The sequence below is a fragment of the Bradyrhizobium sp. 132 genome (assembly GCF_023074185.1).
Classification (GTDB): Bacteria; Pseudomonadota; Alphaproteobacteria; order Rhizobiales; family Xanthobacteraceae; genus Bradyrhizobium.
Genome location: NZ_JADPKY010000178.1, coordinates 66,459 through 83,448, shown reverse-complemented (window position 1 = coordinate 83,448; position 16,990 = coordinate 66,459). Strand labels below are relative to the sequence as shown.

Below are 16,990 nucleotides of genomic sequence, written 5' to 3'. Positions count from 1 at the left end.
GGCGTATCCCATGGGCGTCTCCGAACCCTTCATCCGACGGCCGATCGCGACCTCGCTGCTTGGCATCGCGCTTCTGATCGGCGGGCTGCTGGGCTATTTCGCGCTGCCGGTCTCTGCGTTGCCGCAGGTCGACTTCCCGACCGTGCAGGTGACGACGCAATTGCCCGGCGCGAGCCCCGACGTGATCGCCTCGCTGATCACCGCGCCGCTGGAGCGGCAGCTCGGCCAGATCCCGTCGCTGTCGGCGATGAACTCGACGAGTTCGTTCGGCGTCAGCCAGATATCGCTCCAGTTCGATCTCAACCGCGACATCGACGGTGCGACCCAGGATGTCCAGGCCGCGATCAATGCCGCGGCCGGCGTCTTGCCAAAAACGCTGCCTTATCCGCCGACCTACGCCAAGGTGAATCCGGCCGATGCGCCGGTGATGACTTTGGCGCTTCGCTCCGACACGATCTCGATGCGGGCGATGAGCGACATCGCCGACACGCTTTTGGCGCAACGTTTGAGCCAGATCTCCGGCGTCGGACGGGTCTCGGTGCTCGGCGGGCTGAAGCCGGCGGTTCGCATCCAGGCGGATCTGGCGCGGTTGGCTGCCTATGGCATCGCCATGGAGGATCTGCGCACCGCGATCGCCAATGCCAACGTCTCGGGGCCGAAAGGCTCGCTCGACGGCGCGCAGCAATCCTACATCATCGCCGCCAACGACCAGATCGCCGCCGCCGACGCCTACAAGCCTGTGATCATCGCGTACCGCAACGGCTCGCCTGTCACCATCGCCGACGTCGCGCAGATCGTCGACGGGCTGGAGAACGACCGCACCGGCGGCTGGTACCAGGGTTCGCCTGCCGTCATTATCGACATCCAGCGTCAGCCCGGCGCCAATGTGATCGACGTCGTCAGCCAGATCCGCGCGGAAATCCCAAAGGTCCAGCGCGCTATTCCGGCCGGGGTGAACCTCACCATCGTCTCCGATCGCACCGTCACCATCCGTGCCTCGGTCCGCGACGTGCAGTTCACGCTGATGCTGAGCGTCGTGCTGGTGACGCTGGTGGTGCTGCTGTTCCTGCGCTCGCTACGCGCCACGCTGATCGCCGGCGTAGCGCTGCCGCTGTCGCTGATCACCAGCTTCGGCATCATGTATTTCGCCGGCTTCAGCCTCGACAATCTGTCGCTGATGGCACTCACGATCGGCACCGGCTTCGTCGTCGACGATGCCATCGTGATGATCGAGAACATCGTCCGTCACATGGAGAACGGCGACGGCGCGATGGAGGCTTCGCTCAAGGGCGCCAGCGAAATCGGCTTCACCGTGATCTCGCTGACGGTGTCGTTGATCGCGGTGTTCATCCCGCTGTTGTTCATGTCGGGCCTTGTGGGTCGCATGTTCCGCGAATTCGCGCTGACGCTGACGATCGCGGTCGTGACCTCGGCCGTGGTCTCGCTGACGCTGACGCCGATGATGTGCTCGCGGCTGCTCAAGCACGCTCATGAGGAACTGGCGGTACCGGGACTGGCTGCGATCAGCCGCTTCATCGACCGGACCGTCGAGGGTTATCACCGGACGCTTCTGTGGGTGCTGGAACGTCAGCGCGCTACGCTGGTCGTGACTTTTGCTACGCTGGTGGCAACCCTGGTTCTCTACGTCGTCGCGCCGAAGGGCTTTTTGCCGCTGCAGGACACCGCCTCGATCACGGCGGTGACGGAAGCCGGTGCCGACGTGTCGTTCGCGGAGATGCAGAAGCGGCAGGGCGAGGCCGCCGACGCCATCAAGGCCGACCCTGATGTGACCGGCGTGGTCTCGGTCATTGGCGCCGGCTCGGTCAACCCGACCACCAATGTCGGGCGACTTGTCATGACGCTGAAACCTCGTGGCGAGCGGCGCGACGATGTCAGCGCGGTTATCGCCCGGCTGAAGGAGACGGTATCAGGCATCCCCGGCATGACCGTTTATTTCCAGCCGGTGCAGGACGTGCAGATCTCGACCCAGTCGAGCCGCTCGCAATACCAGTACACGCTGACCGGCACCGACGCGGCGCTGGTGTCGGAATGGGCGCGCAAGCTGGTCGCCGAGATGCGGCGCGATCCGCTGTTCCGCGACGTCTCCTCGGAGGCGCAGGAAGGCGGATTGCGGGCGCAGCTCACTGTCGACCGCACGCGGGCCGGCCAGCTTGGCGTCAGCCTGCAGGGCATCACCGACACGCTCAACGACGCCTTCGCGCAGCGCCAGATCTCGACCATCTACGGCCAGGCCAACCAGTATCGCGTGGTGCTGGAAGCGCTGCCGATGTACCAGCGCGATCCCTCGGTCCTGTCGAAGCTTTATCTGCCGGGCGGGGCGAGCGCGACCGCCGGCGCGCCCAACGCGCAGGTGCCGCTGTCCGCCGTCGCGACGCTGACCCGGACCACCGCACCGCTGGCGATCTCGCACCAGGCGCAATTCCCGTCGATCTCGCTCAGCTTCAACCTCGCGCCGGGCGCGGCGCTCGGCGATGCCGTCGAGGCCGTGAAGACCATCGAGACCCGGATCGAGATGCCCAACAGCATCGTCGGCGTCTATGCCGGCGACGCCGCGGAATTCTCCAAGGCGCTTGCCGGCCAGCCCTGGCTGCTGCTCGCCGCGGTGATCACGATCTACATCGTGCTCGGCGTGCTCTATGAGAGCTACATCCACCCGATCACGATCCTGTCCACGCTGCCGTCAGCCGGCGTCGGCGCGATCCTGGCGCTGATGCTGTGCGGGCAGGACCTCTCGGTGATAGGCCTGATCGGCATCATCCTGTTGATGGGCATCGTCAAGAAGAACGCGATCATGATGATCGACTTCGCTCTGGAAGCGGAGCGCAACCAAGGCATGCCGCCGCATGAGGCGATCGTGCAGGCTTGCTTGCTGCGCTTCCGCCCGATCATGATGACAACGCTGGCCGCGCTGTTCGGCGCGCTGCCGCTGGCGATCGAGAGCGGCACCGGCGCCGAGCTGCGCTTTCCGCTCGGCATCTCCATCATCGGCGGTTTGCTGCTGAGCCAGTTGCTGACGCTCTACACCACGCCGGTGATCTACCTCGCGCTCGACCGCATCAACCGCCGCCTCGAGCAGGCGCTGCCGCCGGCGGAATCCGGCGGCCCGCCCGTCGCGGGCGCGACCGAGGGGATGCAGTGATGGCATCGATCTCGGAGCCCTTCATCCGCCGCCCGGTCGCGACCACGCTGCTGTCGATCGGGTTGTTCCTGCTGGGTGGGGTCGCCTACGAGTTCCTTCCCGTCGCCTCGGTCCCGAACGTCGATTTCCCGGCCGTTTTCGTCTCGGCCAGCCGTCCGGGCGCCGACCCCTCCGTGATGGCCGCGACTGTTGCGTCGCCGCTGGAGCGCCGGCTCGGCGAGATCGCGGGCATCAACCAGATCACTTCGACGTCGTCGCTCGGCACCACCAACATCCAGCTCCAGTTCGACATCGGCCGCAACATCGACAAGGCCGCGCGCGACGTGCAGGCGGCGATCAACGCATCGCTAGTCGACCTGCCGAGCGATTTGCCGACGTTGCCGCGCTTCCGCAAGGCCAACACCGCCGGCGCCCCCGTGTTCGTGCTGGCGCTGACCTCGAAGACGCTGTCGGCGAGCGCGATCTACGACGTCGCCGATACGGTGCTGGCGCAGCGCATCTCGCAGGTGCCGGGCGTCGGCGACGTCACGGTTTCCGGCGCCGATCAGCCAGCGGTGCGGGTGCAGCTCAACCCCGTCGCGCTGTCCAACGCCGGCATCGCCACCGACGACGTGCGGACCGCGATCATCAATGCCAACCCGCTCGGTCCCGTCGGCATCTTCAACGGCGAGCGCCAGAGCGAGACGCTGTCGCTCAACAAGCAGATGCGAACGGCGAAAGAGTTCCGCGACATCATCATCAAAAGCTCGAACGGCAATTTCGTCCGGCTGGCCGACGTCGCCGACATCGAGGACGGCGTCCGCAACGCCCGCTCGATCGCCTGGTTCAACAAGCAGCCGGCGGTGCTGATCCAGATCACCAAGCAGGGCGATGCCAACGTCATCGACACCGTCGACCGGGTGAAGGCGCTGATCCCCGAGTTGAAGCAATGGATCCCGGCCGGCGTCGATATTTCCACCTTGGTCGATCGCACCAGCACGATCCGCGCCAGCGTGCTCGACATGCAGTGGACCTTGCTCGCGACCGCCATCCTGGTGATGGTCGTCGTGTTCGTGTTCCTGCGGCGGCTGACGCCGACGATCGCGGCTGGAATCTCCGTGCCGCTGGCGCTGGCCGGGACCTGCGCCGGCATGTGGGTCGCGGGCTTCTCGATCGACAATCTGTCGCTGATGGCGCTGGCGATCTCCGTCGGCTTCGTGGTCGATGACGCCATCGTCATGATCGAGAACATGTACCGCAATCTCGAGCACGGCATGCGGCCGCTCCAGGCGGCATTGGACGGGGCCCGGCAGATCGGCTTCACCGTTGTGTCGATCAGCCTGTCGCTGATCGCGGCCTTCACGCCGCTGATCTTCATGGACGGCATCGTCGGCCGGCTGCTGCGCGAGTTCTCGCTGACGCTGACCTTCGCGATCCTGGTCTCGACCCTGGTGTCGCTCACGGTGACGCCGATGATCTGCGCGCATTACATTCGGGAGGCCACGTCCGGGACGGCGACCCTGTTCGACCGCATCATCGAAGGCTCGCTGTCGCGCATCGTCGCGTTCTATACCCGCACCCTGCGCACTGTTCTCGAATATCCGCTGCTGACGCTGCTGGTGTTCTTCGCCACCATCGGCCTCACAATCACGCTCTACATCAAGATCCCCAAGGGCTATTTCCCGACCGACGATTCCGGCTTCGTCATCGGCGCGACGCGCGCCTCGGCCGACATCTCCTTTCAGTCGATGCTGAGCCTGCAGCAGCGGCTCGCCGACATTGTGATGCAGGACCCGGCCGTGGCCGGCATCGGCTCGACCGTCGGCAGCGGCGGCGGGCCGGGCGGCGCGACGTCCAATCGCGGCATCATGTACATCAGCCTGAAGCCGCCGGAGGAGCGCGACCACGTCTCGACCCAGGTGGTGATCGACCGTCTCAGGCGCGCCCTGTACCCGGTGCCCGGCATCCGCCTCTTCATGTTCGCCGCCCAGGACGTGCGCGCCGGCGGCCGACAGAGCGATTCCGACTATCAGTACACGCTGACCAGCACCGATCTCGGCCTGTTGCAGAAGTGGGCTCCCATTGTGGCCAAGCGCATGGAGAGCGTGGAGGGCATCACCGATATCTCCAGCGACCGCGATCCCGGCGGACTTCAACTGACCCTGTCCATCGACCGCCAGAAGGCCTCGGCACTCGGCGTCCGTGTCCAGGACATCGACAACGCGCTCAACAACGCCTTCTCGCAGCGGCAGATCGGGATTATCTACACCCAGCGCAACCAGTACATGACCGTGCTGGAGATCGATCCGAAATTCCAGGTCGACCCATCCAACCTCGAACGCATCTATGTCGCCGGCGCGGGCGACGCGCAGGTGCCGCTGTCGGCCGTGGTGCATGCGACGCGCGGGCTCGCCGCGCTCGCGGTCTATCATTCGCAGTCGTTCCCATCGACCACGGTGTCGTTCAACCTGCTGCCGGACGTGCAGATCCAGGCCGCAACGCAAAGCATCCAGCGCGCGGTCGAGGAATTGCACATGCCGGAAGGCATCCGCGGCAGTTTTGACGGCAACGCCGGCGATTTCGCCAAGACCAGCGGCCGCCAGCCGCTCCTGATCCTTGGCGCGCTGGTGGCGATGTATATCGTGCTCGGCGTGCTCTACGAGAGCCTCGCCCATCCGCTCACGATCATCTCGACGCTGCCCTCGGCGGGCCTCGGCGCTCTTCTTGCACTTCAGATCACGAATACGCCGCTGACGGTGATCGCCTTCGTCGGCATCATCCTGTTGATCGGCATCGTCAAGAAGAACGGCATCATGATGGTGGATTTCGCGCTCGACGCCGAGCGCCAGCGCGGCCTGTCCTCGGCGGAGGCGATCTTCGAGGCCTGCCAGGCGCGCTTCCGCCCGATCCTGATGACGACCATGGCGGCATTGTTCGCCGGCATTCCGCTGGTGGTCGCGACCGGCCCCGGCACGGAGCTGCGCCGTCCGCTCGGCATCACCATCATCGGCGGGCTGTTCGTCTCCCAGATCCTGACACTCTACACCACGCCCGTGATCTACCTGCTGATCGACCGCCTGCGCCGGCGCTCCGAGCCGCGCCCGCTGGCCGCGCCGGCTGAATAGGCAGGTTGTTGAACCGCCGTGCAAAGCGTATAGCGGCGGCCATGTCGAACCTCACCGCCGCCACGCCGGCCGATCCGATCCCTGAATGCCCGCACTGCCAGAAGCCGATGCCGCTGTGCATCTGCGACAGCGTCACGCCGCTTAAGAACCGCCTTGGGCTCCTGATCCTGCAGCATCCGCAGGAGCAGGACAGGGCACTCGGAACCGCCCGGCTGCTTGCGAAGCATTTCGCCGATGCCACCTTGCGCGTCGGCCTGTCCTGGCCGAGCCTGTCCAAGGCGCTGGGGCAACCGATCGAGAACGCCTCGTATTGGGCCGTGCTCTATCTCGGGTCGGCGCACGCCGCCGATCTCGGGGCCGAGGGCGAAATCCTGGCGCTCAACCGCAAGGGCGAGGTCGCGGACAACCAGCGAGCGCTCCTCGGCAAGCTCGAAGGCGTGGTGCTGCTGGACGGCACATGGAGCCAGGCCAAGGCACTGTGGTGGCGTAACCCCTGGATGCTGAAATGCCAGCGTGTCATCCTTAATCCGGCCGCCCCCTCGCGCTACGGGCGCCTGCGCAAGGAGCCGCGGAAGGACGGACTGTCGACCATCGAGGCCGCCGCGACGATCTTCTCCGGTCTGGAGAAGCGCCCCGACATCGCCGAGACGCTCAATGCCAGTTTTGAACGGATGTTAACACGCTACCGCGAGGTCCAGACCGAGATGCCCGAATTGGCGCCAAAGCGGGTGGCCAAGGACCGGCGGCGCGGTGTCCGGCGGGGCAAGCGAGCCTGACTTCGGCGTGGATCATTCGTACGGTCGATTGCCCCGCGAGGGGCGGACGGATAGAGACGATCGGCCAACAGGCCGCGATCTGCTATCCTGTCGCACCATCGCAGCGCCGGGAGCGGAAGGGGCCGTCGAATTCAGCTTGCAGCGAAGGAGATCCTTGGCCAGGCGGCGCGGTTCGATCGTTGGGGCACGCTCGCCCTGATGGACATTTCGCTGCGCTATCGACGCACCGTGATCGGCCCGCTCTGGATCACTCTGACGCTCGCGGCGACCATTGCCAGCGTCGGTACGGTCTATGCGGCACTGTTCAAGCAGGACGTCACGAGCTTTCTGCCGCCCTTCGCCGTCGGCCTGATCGTCTGGACCCTGATTGCGACGACGCTTCAGGAACGCTCAAACATCTTCGTGGCGTCGGGCCATCTGATCAAGGCGGTGCCGGCACCGACCTGCTTGAAGATGCGGCCGATCGTGAGCTCGTCCCAGATTACGTCGTAGTCATCCGGTGCGGTTTCGCCGCCGATGACGTTCCGGCGCATGGAGAGATCGTCGGTCATCGCCCTGCCAAATCACGCCGCCGCAGGCTGCGCAAGAACGAAGCGCGCACATGCATTTCAGAACTGCTGCGGAATTGGCATTTCAGAACTGTGCTCCAAGGCGGCCCGACGGCAGTTGCCTAACCCGTTGATCTCAGGTAACGATCCGCCCTCGTTGGGGCCACGTGGCGGAGTGGTTACGCGCCGGTCTGCAAAACCGTTTACTCGGGTTCGAGTCCCGACGTGGCCTCCATCACAACCTCTTGATATTTCAGCAAATATTCGATTGCGTCGCGGGTGCCATTGGTCGCGCGCAGGCGCTGCCGCTGGCCGCGGACACCGGGTTTGCCCGGGGCCTGGCGGAAATCCGCCATTCAGCCCCGCTGGCATAGTCTTCGCATCAGCGAAGTGATGCATTTCCCGTTCGAGCGCTGGAGAGCAGGTGAGCGAAATCGTCCGATTTGTCCCGAAATCCGAGCTGGAGCGGGCTCGTCTCATTCGCGAGGCCCGCGCGATCTACGACAGCATCTTTCCGTCGGCCGCAGCCGACCGGACGCCGCAGGACAACGGGGACCGCGTCAAGACCTGATCGCGGCCGCACCGGGTTGTCGGCGTAGGGACCATAGCAAAACGCCCGCTAAGCGCGGGCGCATCCGTTCACGGTGAAGATGGCCTCAGCAGGCCGCGTACCAGCCCTCGGGAAAGGGCAGGAGAGGCCAGGCGCCCTCGTTATCGTTGGCGGCCTTGGGCGTTGCGGCGTACGTCCACGAGCGGGGCACGAAATCCTCCTCCGACGCGAACGCCGGATCTTCATGGACCATGGCGTCCTGGACGGAATCCAGCAGCAAGTTGAATTCGGCTTCGCTCATCACACCCTCCGGACCGCGGATGGCGCACTGTCGCAAAGACGGTTTGTTTCCCGATTGAGCCGATCGTTCGCATTTTAACGATCCGGCGATCAGGTCCCGATTGGTTAGCGATTCATGAAAATCCCCGCGCGAACCTTAGGTTCCTGCCGAGCGCCGTCAGTGTGAAGGAGATCACATCCGCGGCGGTTTAATTCTCCTACCCCTGCGCAACCGGCCAATTCAGGCCGGGGGGCAGGGCAGAACGGGAGATTGATCATGAAGGCGAGGTTCTTGCGGTTTGCGGGCGTGAAAAGCCGAGCGCATCGCGCCTCGACGCTCGGGCTGTTCCTGACTCTATTTGCCTCTGCGGCGCACGCCCAGGGAACACAGGAGCAACGGCGGGCCTGCACGCCCGACGTCTACCGGCTCTGCGCCGGCGAGATCCCCAACGTCCGCGCCATCACAGCCTGCCTGCGCCGCAACCGCGCCAGCCTGAGCGAAGCATGCCGCACCGTGTTCGGCCAGGCCGGCGGCTGAGCGGCCTGTGGGTTTGTGCGCAGCAAGTGGCTCGCGCGCGCTCACGAATCCAGCATAGTCGGCCTGTGGATATGCTGCGGATAGGCTGTGGAGCAACGGCGTGCCGCAGATGCCGCGCGTAGATGCGTCTGCAGCTCGTCATATCTTTGTCAAACGATCTCACCGGATAATTCGCCGATCGTGCAGATCGCTGCCGCCGTCAAGATTATTTGGTTCTCCCGAATTCGGAATTGCATGTCTCGCCATCCCGTGCGGGATGCGTAGCCCAGAGGGGCATATCGCGATCGTCACGAGCAACGGCGCCGCAGTGCCGGCGCCCACGTCGGAGAAAACAAACTCCGCCGATTCTATGAATGCCGGTTCATTGCTGCGGAGAATTCGAATCGATAAGAACTGGCTCGTTGCGTGTCTCGCGTCGCGTAACGAGCCGGAGCGCGGATTAATCGCGTCTGAACCTTCCGATTGCGCCTCGGACCAATCCCTCAAGGCAACGCCATTGGTTGCCGCGGCGCCTGCGCCGATCGACGTCAGGCGCCGGAGCCCTGTTTCGATCGGGGGAATTTTATATGAAGTATTTTCTGTCTGCACTGATCGCGATCGGTCTATCGATTGCCGCCGCGCCGTCATTCGCGGCTGACGCCCGTAACGTCACCGTCGTCAATGAGACCGGCTATGCCATCAAATTCCTGGGCTTCAACGCCCCGGACGATGGCATGGACGAATGGGACAACGAGCTCGACAAGGTTTTGCAGAACCAGGCGAGCACCTATGTCGAGTTCGACGATGACGACGACGGTTGTGTCTGGAACGTCCGCGTCGACTGGCAGAACTATGACGAGACCGTGCTCTGGAAGAACGTCAACCTCTGCAAGTTCACCGCGCTTCGGCTGCGCTACGATTCCGGCACCAAGACCACCTCGTTCATTGCCGAGTAACTTGACCTGACATGGCCCGAGGAGGGGCCGCGTGCCCTTCCTCGCCGCAATGCGCAAGATAGCGAATTCGTCCTTTGCAAGCGCAAGCGGCTTTGTTATACGCAGCCGCGCGCGAACGACGAGTTCGCCCTTTTCCTCGGTAGCTCAGCGGTAGAGCATCCGACTGTTAATCGGATGGTCGCAGGTTCGAATCCTGCCCGGGGAGCCATTCCATCGCAAATTCAATGGGTTATGCCCGCGCCTTCGCGCGATTCGTGATCGCGTTGCGACGATCTCTGAACACCATTTCCTCGATCTCCGCGTGGAATCACGTTCGATCAGATGTGTGCAATGGCACGGACGCGCCATCAGGGCGGCGCCAAATCGACTCAATTGGAACCGAGCTTCGCCAGTGCCGGATTTTTACGGAGCTGATTCCCATGCCAGACATCCAGGTCGACCGTTACCAAATGGCTCCCTCGATTCTGCCGGCGGACATCCCTGAACTCAGCGACGATGAATGCCTCGCCTGCCTGGCGCGTGCGGTCGAGACACACGATTCGGCGCGGCTGGACGAAGTCGCCGCATTGATCGGCCGGCTCGCGGTCACGATCGAATAAGCCTCGCGTTCGACGTTGCGGGTTGCGGAAGGCCCCGGTCTGCGGGGCCAAGGGCCATGTTGCGTTTTTGCCGGGCATGTTCCAAAGATGCCGCAACTTTCGTCCGCGGCATCGTCCGCCTTGCAGGGTCCGCAAATGTCCGGTTTCTCCACCGCGCGCCTAAAAATGGTCGATGGCCAGGTGCGCACCAGTGATGTCACCGACCGTCGTGTTCTCGACGCCATGCTCATGATTCCGCGCGAGGCCTTCGTGCCGGTGGCCCGGCAGGCATTGTCCTATCTCGACCTCGATCTCGACGTCAGCGAGGGCGGCGCCAAGCGCTTCCTGATCAAGCCGCAGCTGACCGGAAAACTGCTCCAGGCCGCCGAGATCGGCGAGGGTGACAACGTGCTGGTCGTCGGTTGCGCCACGGGCTACCTCGCCGCGCTGACCGCCAAGCTCGCCCGCCAGGTCACCGCGACGGAATGCGATTCGGCCTTGGCCGCGAAAGCCAAGGACACATTCGCCGCCCTCGGGCTTGCCAACGTCGCCTGCAAGGCTGCGGCCTGCAGCGAGGGCGATGCCGCTGCTGCTCCCTATGATGTGATCGTCCTCAACGGCGCCACCGAGGTGACGCCGGCAGAGCTGCTCGGGCAGCTCAAGGAGGGTGGGCGACTGGTGGGCGTCTCTGCCGAATCCAGGCCGCCGCGCGCCATGATCGTGACCCATACCCACGGGGAATTTGGCCATCGGGCGCTGTTCGATGCCGCTGCCCCGGTCCTTCCGGGGCTGGAACGGGCCGCCGCCTTCGTCTTCTGACGGCCGTTTGGAGGCTTTGGCCTGTTAAAATCCCGTTCTGAATCAGAAGTGTGGCCGGGATGCTGCACGTGAAGAGTTTCCACCGGGAACCACCCTCAGGTAGTTCCGTCGCGCTTGACCGCGTCCTATGTTGCGACGGGGCAACGACTCCACTCGTAGACGGTAACCACGCTCGCGGGCACGAGCTTGGCGTTAGAATGAACGGAATTTTTGGATGCATGGGGTGAAGCTCTTCACCGGAGCTGCGATTTCGGTCCTGTTGCTCGCGCTTGCCGGGCCGGCGCCTGCCTTGGCGGATACGATCGAGGCTGCGCTGGTGCGCGCCTATCAGAACAATCCGCAGCTGAACGCACAGCGCGCCCAGGCGCGCTCGACCGACGAGAACGTGCCGCAGGCGCTGTCAGGTTACCGTCCCAAGGTCAATGTGACCCTCGGCACCGGATATCAATATCAGGAAATCCAACAGTTGCAGAGGGTGCCGCCGATCAATGGCGTCCTTCAGCCCAACAGCGCCAGCCTGACCGTCAACCAGACGCTCTACAACGGCAATCAGACTGCCAACAGGACGCGCGCGGCGGAGAGCCAGGTCTCGGGGTCCCGCGAGGCGTTGCGTGTGCTCGAGCAGACGGTCCTGCTGCAGGCCGCCACGAGCTACATGGACTTCCTGCGTGACTCGGCAACTCTCGAGGTTCAGCGCAGCAACGTTCGCGTGCTCGAACAGACGCTCAAGCAGACGCGCGATCGCTTCAATGTCGGCGAGGTGACGCGCACCGACGTGGCGCAATCCGAAGCGCAGCTGGCCGCCGGCAGGACCCAAGCCCTGACTGCCGAATCGAATCTCACGACGACGCGCGCGAATTTCCGCCGGATCATCGGAAACGATCCGACGAACCTTGCCCCGGGCTCGCCGGTCGATCGCTTCCTGCCCGCGAGCATCGCCTCCGCGGTCAATCTCAGCCTGGTGGAGAACCCCAGCGTCACGGCTGCGATGTACGGCATCGACGTCAACTATCTCCAGGTCAAGATCAACGAGGGTGCGCTGCTGCCGACGGTCACGGTCCAGGCTGGTGTCAGTACGGCGTACCAGCAGACACTGTCGGTTTTTCGAACGAATACCGCGTCCGCCATTGCGACAGCTTCCATCCCGATCTATCAGGGCGGCGCGGAATATTCGCTGATCCGACAATCGAAAGAGAACCTGGCGCAGCAGCGCCTGAATCTCGAAACCACCCGCGATCAAACCCGCGCCAACGTTGTGCAGGCCTGGGGTCAGTTGGAAGCGGGCAAGGCGCAGGTGCAATCCGCGCAGGCGCAGGTCACGGCCTCCGAGATCGCGCTGAACGGTGTGCGCGAGGAAGCCAAGGCCGGCCAGCGCACCACGCTCGACGTGCTCAACGCACAGCAGGCGCTTGTGAACGCGCGCGTTGCGCTCGTCACTGCCCAGCATGACCGCGTGGTGGCGTCCTATTCGGTGCTCAACGCGGTCGGCCGTCTCGCGCCTCAGGTGCTTGGCCTTGCGACCACGGTCTACGATCCCAGCGTGCACTACCAGCAGGTTCGCGATAGCTGGGCCGGCGTGCGTACGCCTGACGGACGCTAAAGTCCCGTAGTCATCCGGTCGGCCTCGCAAACAGTCGAGGCCGACCGGTGCTTTGCTTGCAATCATCAAAACCCCTGACATAGCCTTGCCAAGACGATGCGGGTCGATTCGCTCCGCACCTGATGTCGCGTGCGTAAAGCTTGAGTGCCAAGGGCAGGGGCGCACCGCTGCACGTTGAGCCGTGAACTGGGGACAAGTCGGGCTGCCGCGTCGAAAACGGCGGGTCACCCATCCGGAACCGGCCAATCCTGTCGTGCTTGGTGTAAAACAACGCATGCGAGGGCGTTGATGATGTGGAGTCGGAGATGACGCAGCCTGCAAAGGTCACAGAACCCTCGATGGAGGAGATTCTGGCCTCGATCCGGCGCATCATTGCCGACGATGAGGCCAAGCCGCCGCCGGCTGACGCCGCCAAGCCCGAGAAAGCTGCCGCCCCCGCCGCGCCGCCGAAGCCGCAGGCGATCAGCGACATTCCGCCGTCCAAGGTCGCGCCGGCCAAACCGGCGGCCGAGAAGCCCGTACCGCCTCCGGCCGCAAAGCCGGCACTGGCGCCACCCCCCGCCGCCGCCGCCGCGGCGGATGCATCCAACAATCAGGACGATATCGACGCGCTGCTGGCGGGCCTCGACACGGCCACGGCTGCGCCAGAAATCCGCGCTCCCGAGCCGGAGCCCGAACCTGAGCCCGACGTGCTGGAATTGACCGACGATATGGCGATGGCGATGGAGCCGACGCCGCCTCCGCCGCCGCCGAGCTTCCGCAAGGTCGAGCCGCGCGACGACCTCGAATTCGCCGAATCGCCGCCGCCGCGTCCAACGCCGGCCTCCTATGCGCCCGTGGACTACGATGCGCCGCCAGTGCCGCCCCAACAGCCGATCCTGGCCCAATCGACGGTCTCGGCAGTCGAGTCCGCCTTCAATTCCCTGGCCCACACAGTGCTCAGCAGCAATGCGCGAACGCTGGAGGACCTGGTCAAGGAGATGCTGCGTCCGATGCTGAAGTCCTGGCTCGACGACAATTTGCCCGGTCTTGTAGAACGCATCGTGAAGGCCGAAATCGAGCGGGTATCGCGCGGCGGCAGGTAGATCCGGCCGCAGGGCCCTCGTAAAGCCCTGCTTGTGTGCCATATTCGGTCTCCCGACCGGACCGGAAAGCCCTGTTGCCGTCTGGCTTTCCTTTGAGCTTTCCGTTGACTTGGACCCCGCGCGCGGCTTTCTAGCAGCCCCATGATCGAGAAAAATTACCAACCCGCCGATATCGAAGCCCGCATGTCCGTCGTGTGGGAGGACAGCCTTGCCTTCAAGGCCGGCCGCCCCGACCGCCGCGATGCCGTGCCCTTTACCATCGTGATCCCGCCGCCGAACGTGACGGGCTCGCTGCACATGGGCCACGCCCTCAACAACACGCTCCAGGACATCCTGTGCCGCTTCGAGCGCATGCGCGGCCGTGACGTGCTGTGGCAGCCCGGCACCGACCATGCCGGCATCGCCACCCAGATGGTGGTCGAACGGCAGCTGATGGAGCGCCAGCAGCCCAACCGCCGCGAGATCGGCCGCGAGAAGTTTCTGGAGCGGGTCTGGCAGTGGAAGGCCGAGAGCGGCGACACCATCATCAACCAGCTCAAGCGGCTCGGCGCCTCCTGCGACTGGTCGCGCGAACGCTTCACCATGGACGAGGGCCTGTCCAAGGCCGTGGTCAAGGTGTTCGTCGAGCTGCACCGCGATGGCCTGATCTACAAAGACAAGCGGCTGGTGAACTGGGACACCAAGCTGCTCACCGCGATCTCCGATCTCGAAGTGCAGCAGACCGAGGTCAAGGGCAGCCTCTGGTACCTGCGCTATCCGATCGAGGGCAAGATTTTCAGCCCCGAAGATCCCTCGAGCTTCATCGTCGTTGCCACCACGCGCCCGGAGACCATGCTGGGCGACACCGGCGTGGCCGTGCATCCTGACGACGAGCGCTATCAGAAGCTCGTCGGCAAGCACATCGTCCTGCCGCTGGTCGGCCGCAAGGTGCAGATTGTCGCCGATGACTATTCCGATCCGGAGAAGGGCTCGGGCGCGGTCAAGGTGACGCCGGCGCATGACTTCAACGATTTTGAAGTCGGCAATCGACACGGTCTGCGCCGCATTAGCGTGCTCGACAAGGAAGGCTGCCTCGATCTCCTCGACAACGAGGATTATCTGCGCGACCTGCCGGAAGGCGCCACGCAGTTCGCCGAAGAGTTTCACAAGGTCGACCGCTTCGCCGCGCGCAAGCGCATCGTCGAGCGGCTGGACTCGTTCGGCTTCGTCGAGCGGATCGAGCCGCACACCAACATGGTGCCGCATGGCGATCGCTCCGGCACCGTGATCGAGCCGTACCTGACCGACCAATGGTACGTCGACGCCAAGACACTCGCAAAACCCGCGATGGCGGCGGTGCGTTCGGGCGAAACCACCTTCGTGCCGAAGAACTGGGAAAAGACCTATTTCGAATGGATGGAGAACATTCAGCCCTGGTGCATCTCGCGCCAGTTGTGGTGGGGCCATCAGATCCCGGCCTGGTACGGCCCTGACGGCAAGGTGTTCGTCGCCGAGACCGAGGAAGAGGCCGTCAGCCACGCGCTGGGCTATTACGTCGAGCAGGAAGTCATCACGGTCGAGCAGGGCCGCGAGATGGCGCTCGACCGCAACAAGCGGGACGGTTTCATCACGCGCGACGAGGACGTGCTCGACACCTGGTTCTCCTCGGCGCTGTGGCCGTTCTCGACGCTCGGCTGGCCCGAAGACGCGCCGGAAGTGCAGCGCTACTATCCCACCAACGTGCTGGTGACCGGCTTCGACATCATCTTCTTTTGGGTCGCCCGCATGATGATGATGGGCCTGCACTTCATGAAGGAGGTGCCGTTCTCGACGATCTACATCCACGCCCTCGTCCGCGACGAGAAGGGCGCCAAGATGTCGAAGTCGAAGGGCAACGTCATCGATCCGCTCAATTTGATCGACGAATATGGCGCGGACGCGCTTCGCTTCACGCTGGCCGCGATGGCCGCGCAGGGACGCGACATCAAGCTCGCCACCAGCCGTGTCGAGGGCTACCGTAATTTCGCGACAAAGCTCTGGAATGCGTCCCGCTTCGCGGAGATGAACCACTGCGCCGTGCCCGAGGGTTTCGAACCGGCGAAGGTCAAGGAGACGCTGAGCCGCTGGATCGCGCATGAGAGCGCGCACACCACGCGCGAGGTGACCGAGGCGATCGAGGCCTATCGCTTCAACGATGCCGCTGGCAGCATCTACCGCTTCGTCTGGAACGTCTATTGCGACTGGTATGTCGAGCTCGCAAAACCCGTGCTGCTCGGTCCCGACAGCCCTGCCAAGGCCGAGACCCGCGCCATGGTGGCATGGGCGCGCGACGAGATCCTGAAACTGCTGCACCCCTTCATGCCATTCATCACCGAGGAGTTGTGGGAGGTGACGGCCAAGCGCGACGGTCTGCTCGCGCTGGCACCATGGCCGCTGAAGCCGTCCGCGCCGACGCCGGAGCAGCTTGCGATGCTTGCGGCAACGACGGGGCCGACCGATGCGCTCGTCTCTCCGACCTGGGTGCTGCCGATCTTCGACCATGCCGACTTTACCGATCCCGCGGCCGAGGCCGAGATCGGCTGGGTGATCGACCTCGTCACCCAGATCCGTTCGGTGCGCGCCGAGATGAACATCGCGCCGGCGACTCTGACGGCGCTGGTGCTCGCAGGCGCCTCGACCGAAACGAAGGAGCGCGTGCCTCGCTGGAGCGACGTCATCAAGCGCATGGCGCGGCTGTCCGACATCTCCTTCGCCGACCGCGCGCCCGACGGCGCGGTTCAGCTGCTGGTGCGCGGCGAGGTGGCCGCGCTGCCGCTCAAGGGCGTGATCGACGTCACCGCCGAGCGTACGCGCCTCGACAAGGAGATCGCAAAAGCCGACGCCGACATCAAGCGCGCCGAGTCCAAGCTGGCCAACGAGAAGTTCGTCGCCAACGCGGCCGAGGAAGTCGTCGAGGAAGAGCGCGAGAAGCGTGAGGCCGCGCTCGCTCGCAGGGCCAAGCTGCTGGAGGCGCTGGAGCGGCTGAAGCTGGCCTCGTAG

14 protein-coding genes and 2 tRNA genes are annotated in these 16,990 nt (G+C 64.6%); 14 read left to right on the top strand and 2 right to left on the bottom strand.

The window, feature by feature from the left end; genetic code table 11:
• The first annotated feature begins 10 nt into the window (after window positions 1–10).
• The 5 genes from IVA74_RS39625 (at window position 11) to IVA74_RS39605 (ending at window position 7,823) form a co-directional block, all read left to right on the top strand.
• Window positions 11–3,160: an efflux RND transporter permease subunit gene (locus tag IVA74_RS39625; RefSeq protein ID WP_247353437.1), complete on the top strand. Its 3,150-nt coding sequence runs from the start codon at window positions 11–13 to the stop codon at window positions 3,158–3,160.
• Window positions 3,160–6,264: an efflux RND transporter permease subunit gene (locus IVA74_RS39620; protein ID WP_247353434.1), complete on the top strand. Its 3,105-nt coding sequence runs from the start codon at window positions 3,160–3,162 to the stop codon at window positions 6,262–6,264. The genes IVA74_RS39625 and IVA74_RS39620 overlap by 1 nt, the downstream gene beginning before the upstream one ends.
• 41 nt (window positions 6,265–6,305) lie before the next feature.
• Complete coding sequence (locus tag IVA74_RS39615; protein ID WP_247353433.1) at window positions 6,306–7,040, top strand: tRNA-uridine aminocarboxypropyltransferase; 735 nt, start codon at window positions 6,306–6,308, stop codon at window positions 7,038–7,040.
• A 198-nt stretch (window positions 7,041–7,238) separates the two neighbouring features.
• A complete protein-coding gene (locus IVA74_RS39610; protein WP_247353431.1) occupies window positions 7,239–7,532 on the top strand; it encodes a hypothetical protein in 294 nt (97 codons plus the stop codon).
• Window positions 7,533–7,749: 217 nt separating this feature from the next.
• Window positions 7,750–7,823, top strand: a tRNA-Cys gene (locus IVA74_RS39605).
• On the opposite strand, the gene IVA74_RS39600 is transcribed toward IVA74_RS39605, so the two are convergent.
• Window positions 7,792–7,944, bottom strand: coding sequence for a hypothetical protein (locus IVA74_RS39600; RefSeq protein ID WP_247353429.1), 153 nt, complete (start codon window positions 7,942–7,944; stop codon window positions 7,792–7,794). The two genes, IVA74_RS39605 and IVA74_RS39600, sit on opposite strands and share 32 nt — an antisense overlap.
• Before the next feature lie 68 nt (window positions 7,945–8,012).
• Here IVA74_RS39600 and IVA74_RS39595 point away from each other — a divergent pair, with 68 nt between their 5' ends.
• The gene (locus tag IVA74_RS39595) at window positions 8,013–8,159 is read left to right on the top strand and encodes a hypothetical protein (protein WP_247353427.1); all 147 of its coding nucleotides are present in this window, start codon (window positions 8,013–8,015) and stop codon (window positions 8,157–8,159) included.
• 85 nt (window positions 8,160–8,244) lie between these two features.
• Here the strand turns inward: IVA74_RS39595 and IVA74_RS39590 are convergent, their stop codons facing one another.
• The gene (locus tag IVA74_RS39590) at window positions 8,245–8,439 is read right to left on the bottom strand and encodes a hypothetical protein (protein WP_247353425.1); all 195 of its coding nucleotides are present in this window, start codon (window positions 8,437–8,439) and stop codon (window positions 8,245–8,247) included.
• 255 nt (window positions 8,440–8,694) lie between these two features.
• On the opposite strand from IVA74_RS39590, the gene IVA74_RS39585 reads away from it, so the two are divergent.
• The 8 genes from IVA74_RS39585 to IVA74_RS39550 all read left to right on the top strand — a co-directional run bounded on the left by IVA74_RS39585 (window position 8,695) and on the right by IVA74_RS39550 (window position 16,990).
• Entirely contained in the window at window positions 8,695–8,955 is a 261-nt protein-coding gene (locus IVA74_RS39585; protein ID WP_247353422.1) for a hypothetical protein, read from the top strand.
• A 566-nt stretch (window positions 8,956–9,521) separates the two neighbouring features.
• Window positions 9,522–9,890 carry a hypothetical protein gene (locus tag IVA74_RS39580; protein WP_247353421.1) on the top strand — a complete coding sequence of 123 codons (369 nt, stop codon included), beginning with the start codon at window positions 9,522–9,524 and terminating at the stop codon, window positions 9,888–9,890.
• Between the two features lie 133 nt (window positions 9,891–10,023).
• A tRNA-Asn gene (locus tag IVA74_RS39575) sits at window positions 10,024–10,098 on the top strand.
• 211 nt (window positions 10,099–10,309) lie between these two features.
• The gene (locus tag IVA74_RS39570) at window positions 10,310–10,489 is read left to right on the top strand and encodes a hypothetical protein (protein ID WP_247353419.1); all 180 of its coding nucleotides are present in this window, start codon (window positions 10,310–10,312) and stop codon (window positions 10,487–10,489) included.
• A gap of 135 nt (window positions 10,490–10,624) precedes the next feature.
• Window positions 10,625–11,287 carry a protein-L-isoaspartate O-methyltransferase gene (locus tag IVA74_RS39565; protein ID WP_247353417.1) on the top strand — a complete coding sequence of 221 codons (663 nt, stop codon included), beginning with the start codon at window positions 10,625–10,627 and terminating at the stop codon, window positions 11,285–11,287.
• A gap of 214 nt (window positions 11,288–11,501) precedes the next feature.
• Entirely contained in the window at window positions 11,502–12,887 is a 1,386-nt protein-coding gene (locus IVA74_RS39560) for a TolC family outer membrane protein (protein ID WP_247353416.1), read from the top strand.
• Between the two features lie 305 nt (window positions 12,888–13,192).
• Window positions 13,193–13,972, top strand: coding sequence for a DUF2497 domain-containing protein (locus tag IVA74_RS39555; protein WP_247353414.1), 780 nt, complete (start codon window positions 13,193–13,195; stop codon window positions 13,970–13,972).
• A 141-nt stretch (window positions 13,973–14,113) separates the two neighbouring features.
• Window positions 14,114–16,990: a valine--tRNA ligase gene (locus IVA74_RS39550; protein WP_247353412.1), complete on the top strand. Its 2,877-nt coding sequence runs from the start codon at window positions 14,114–14,116 to the stop codon at window positions 16,988–16,990.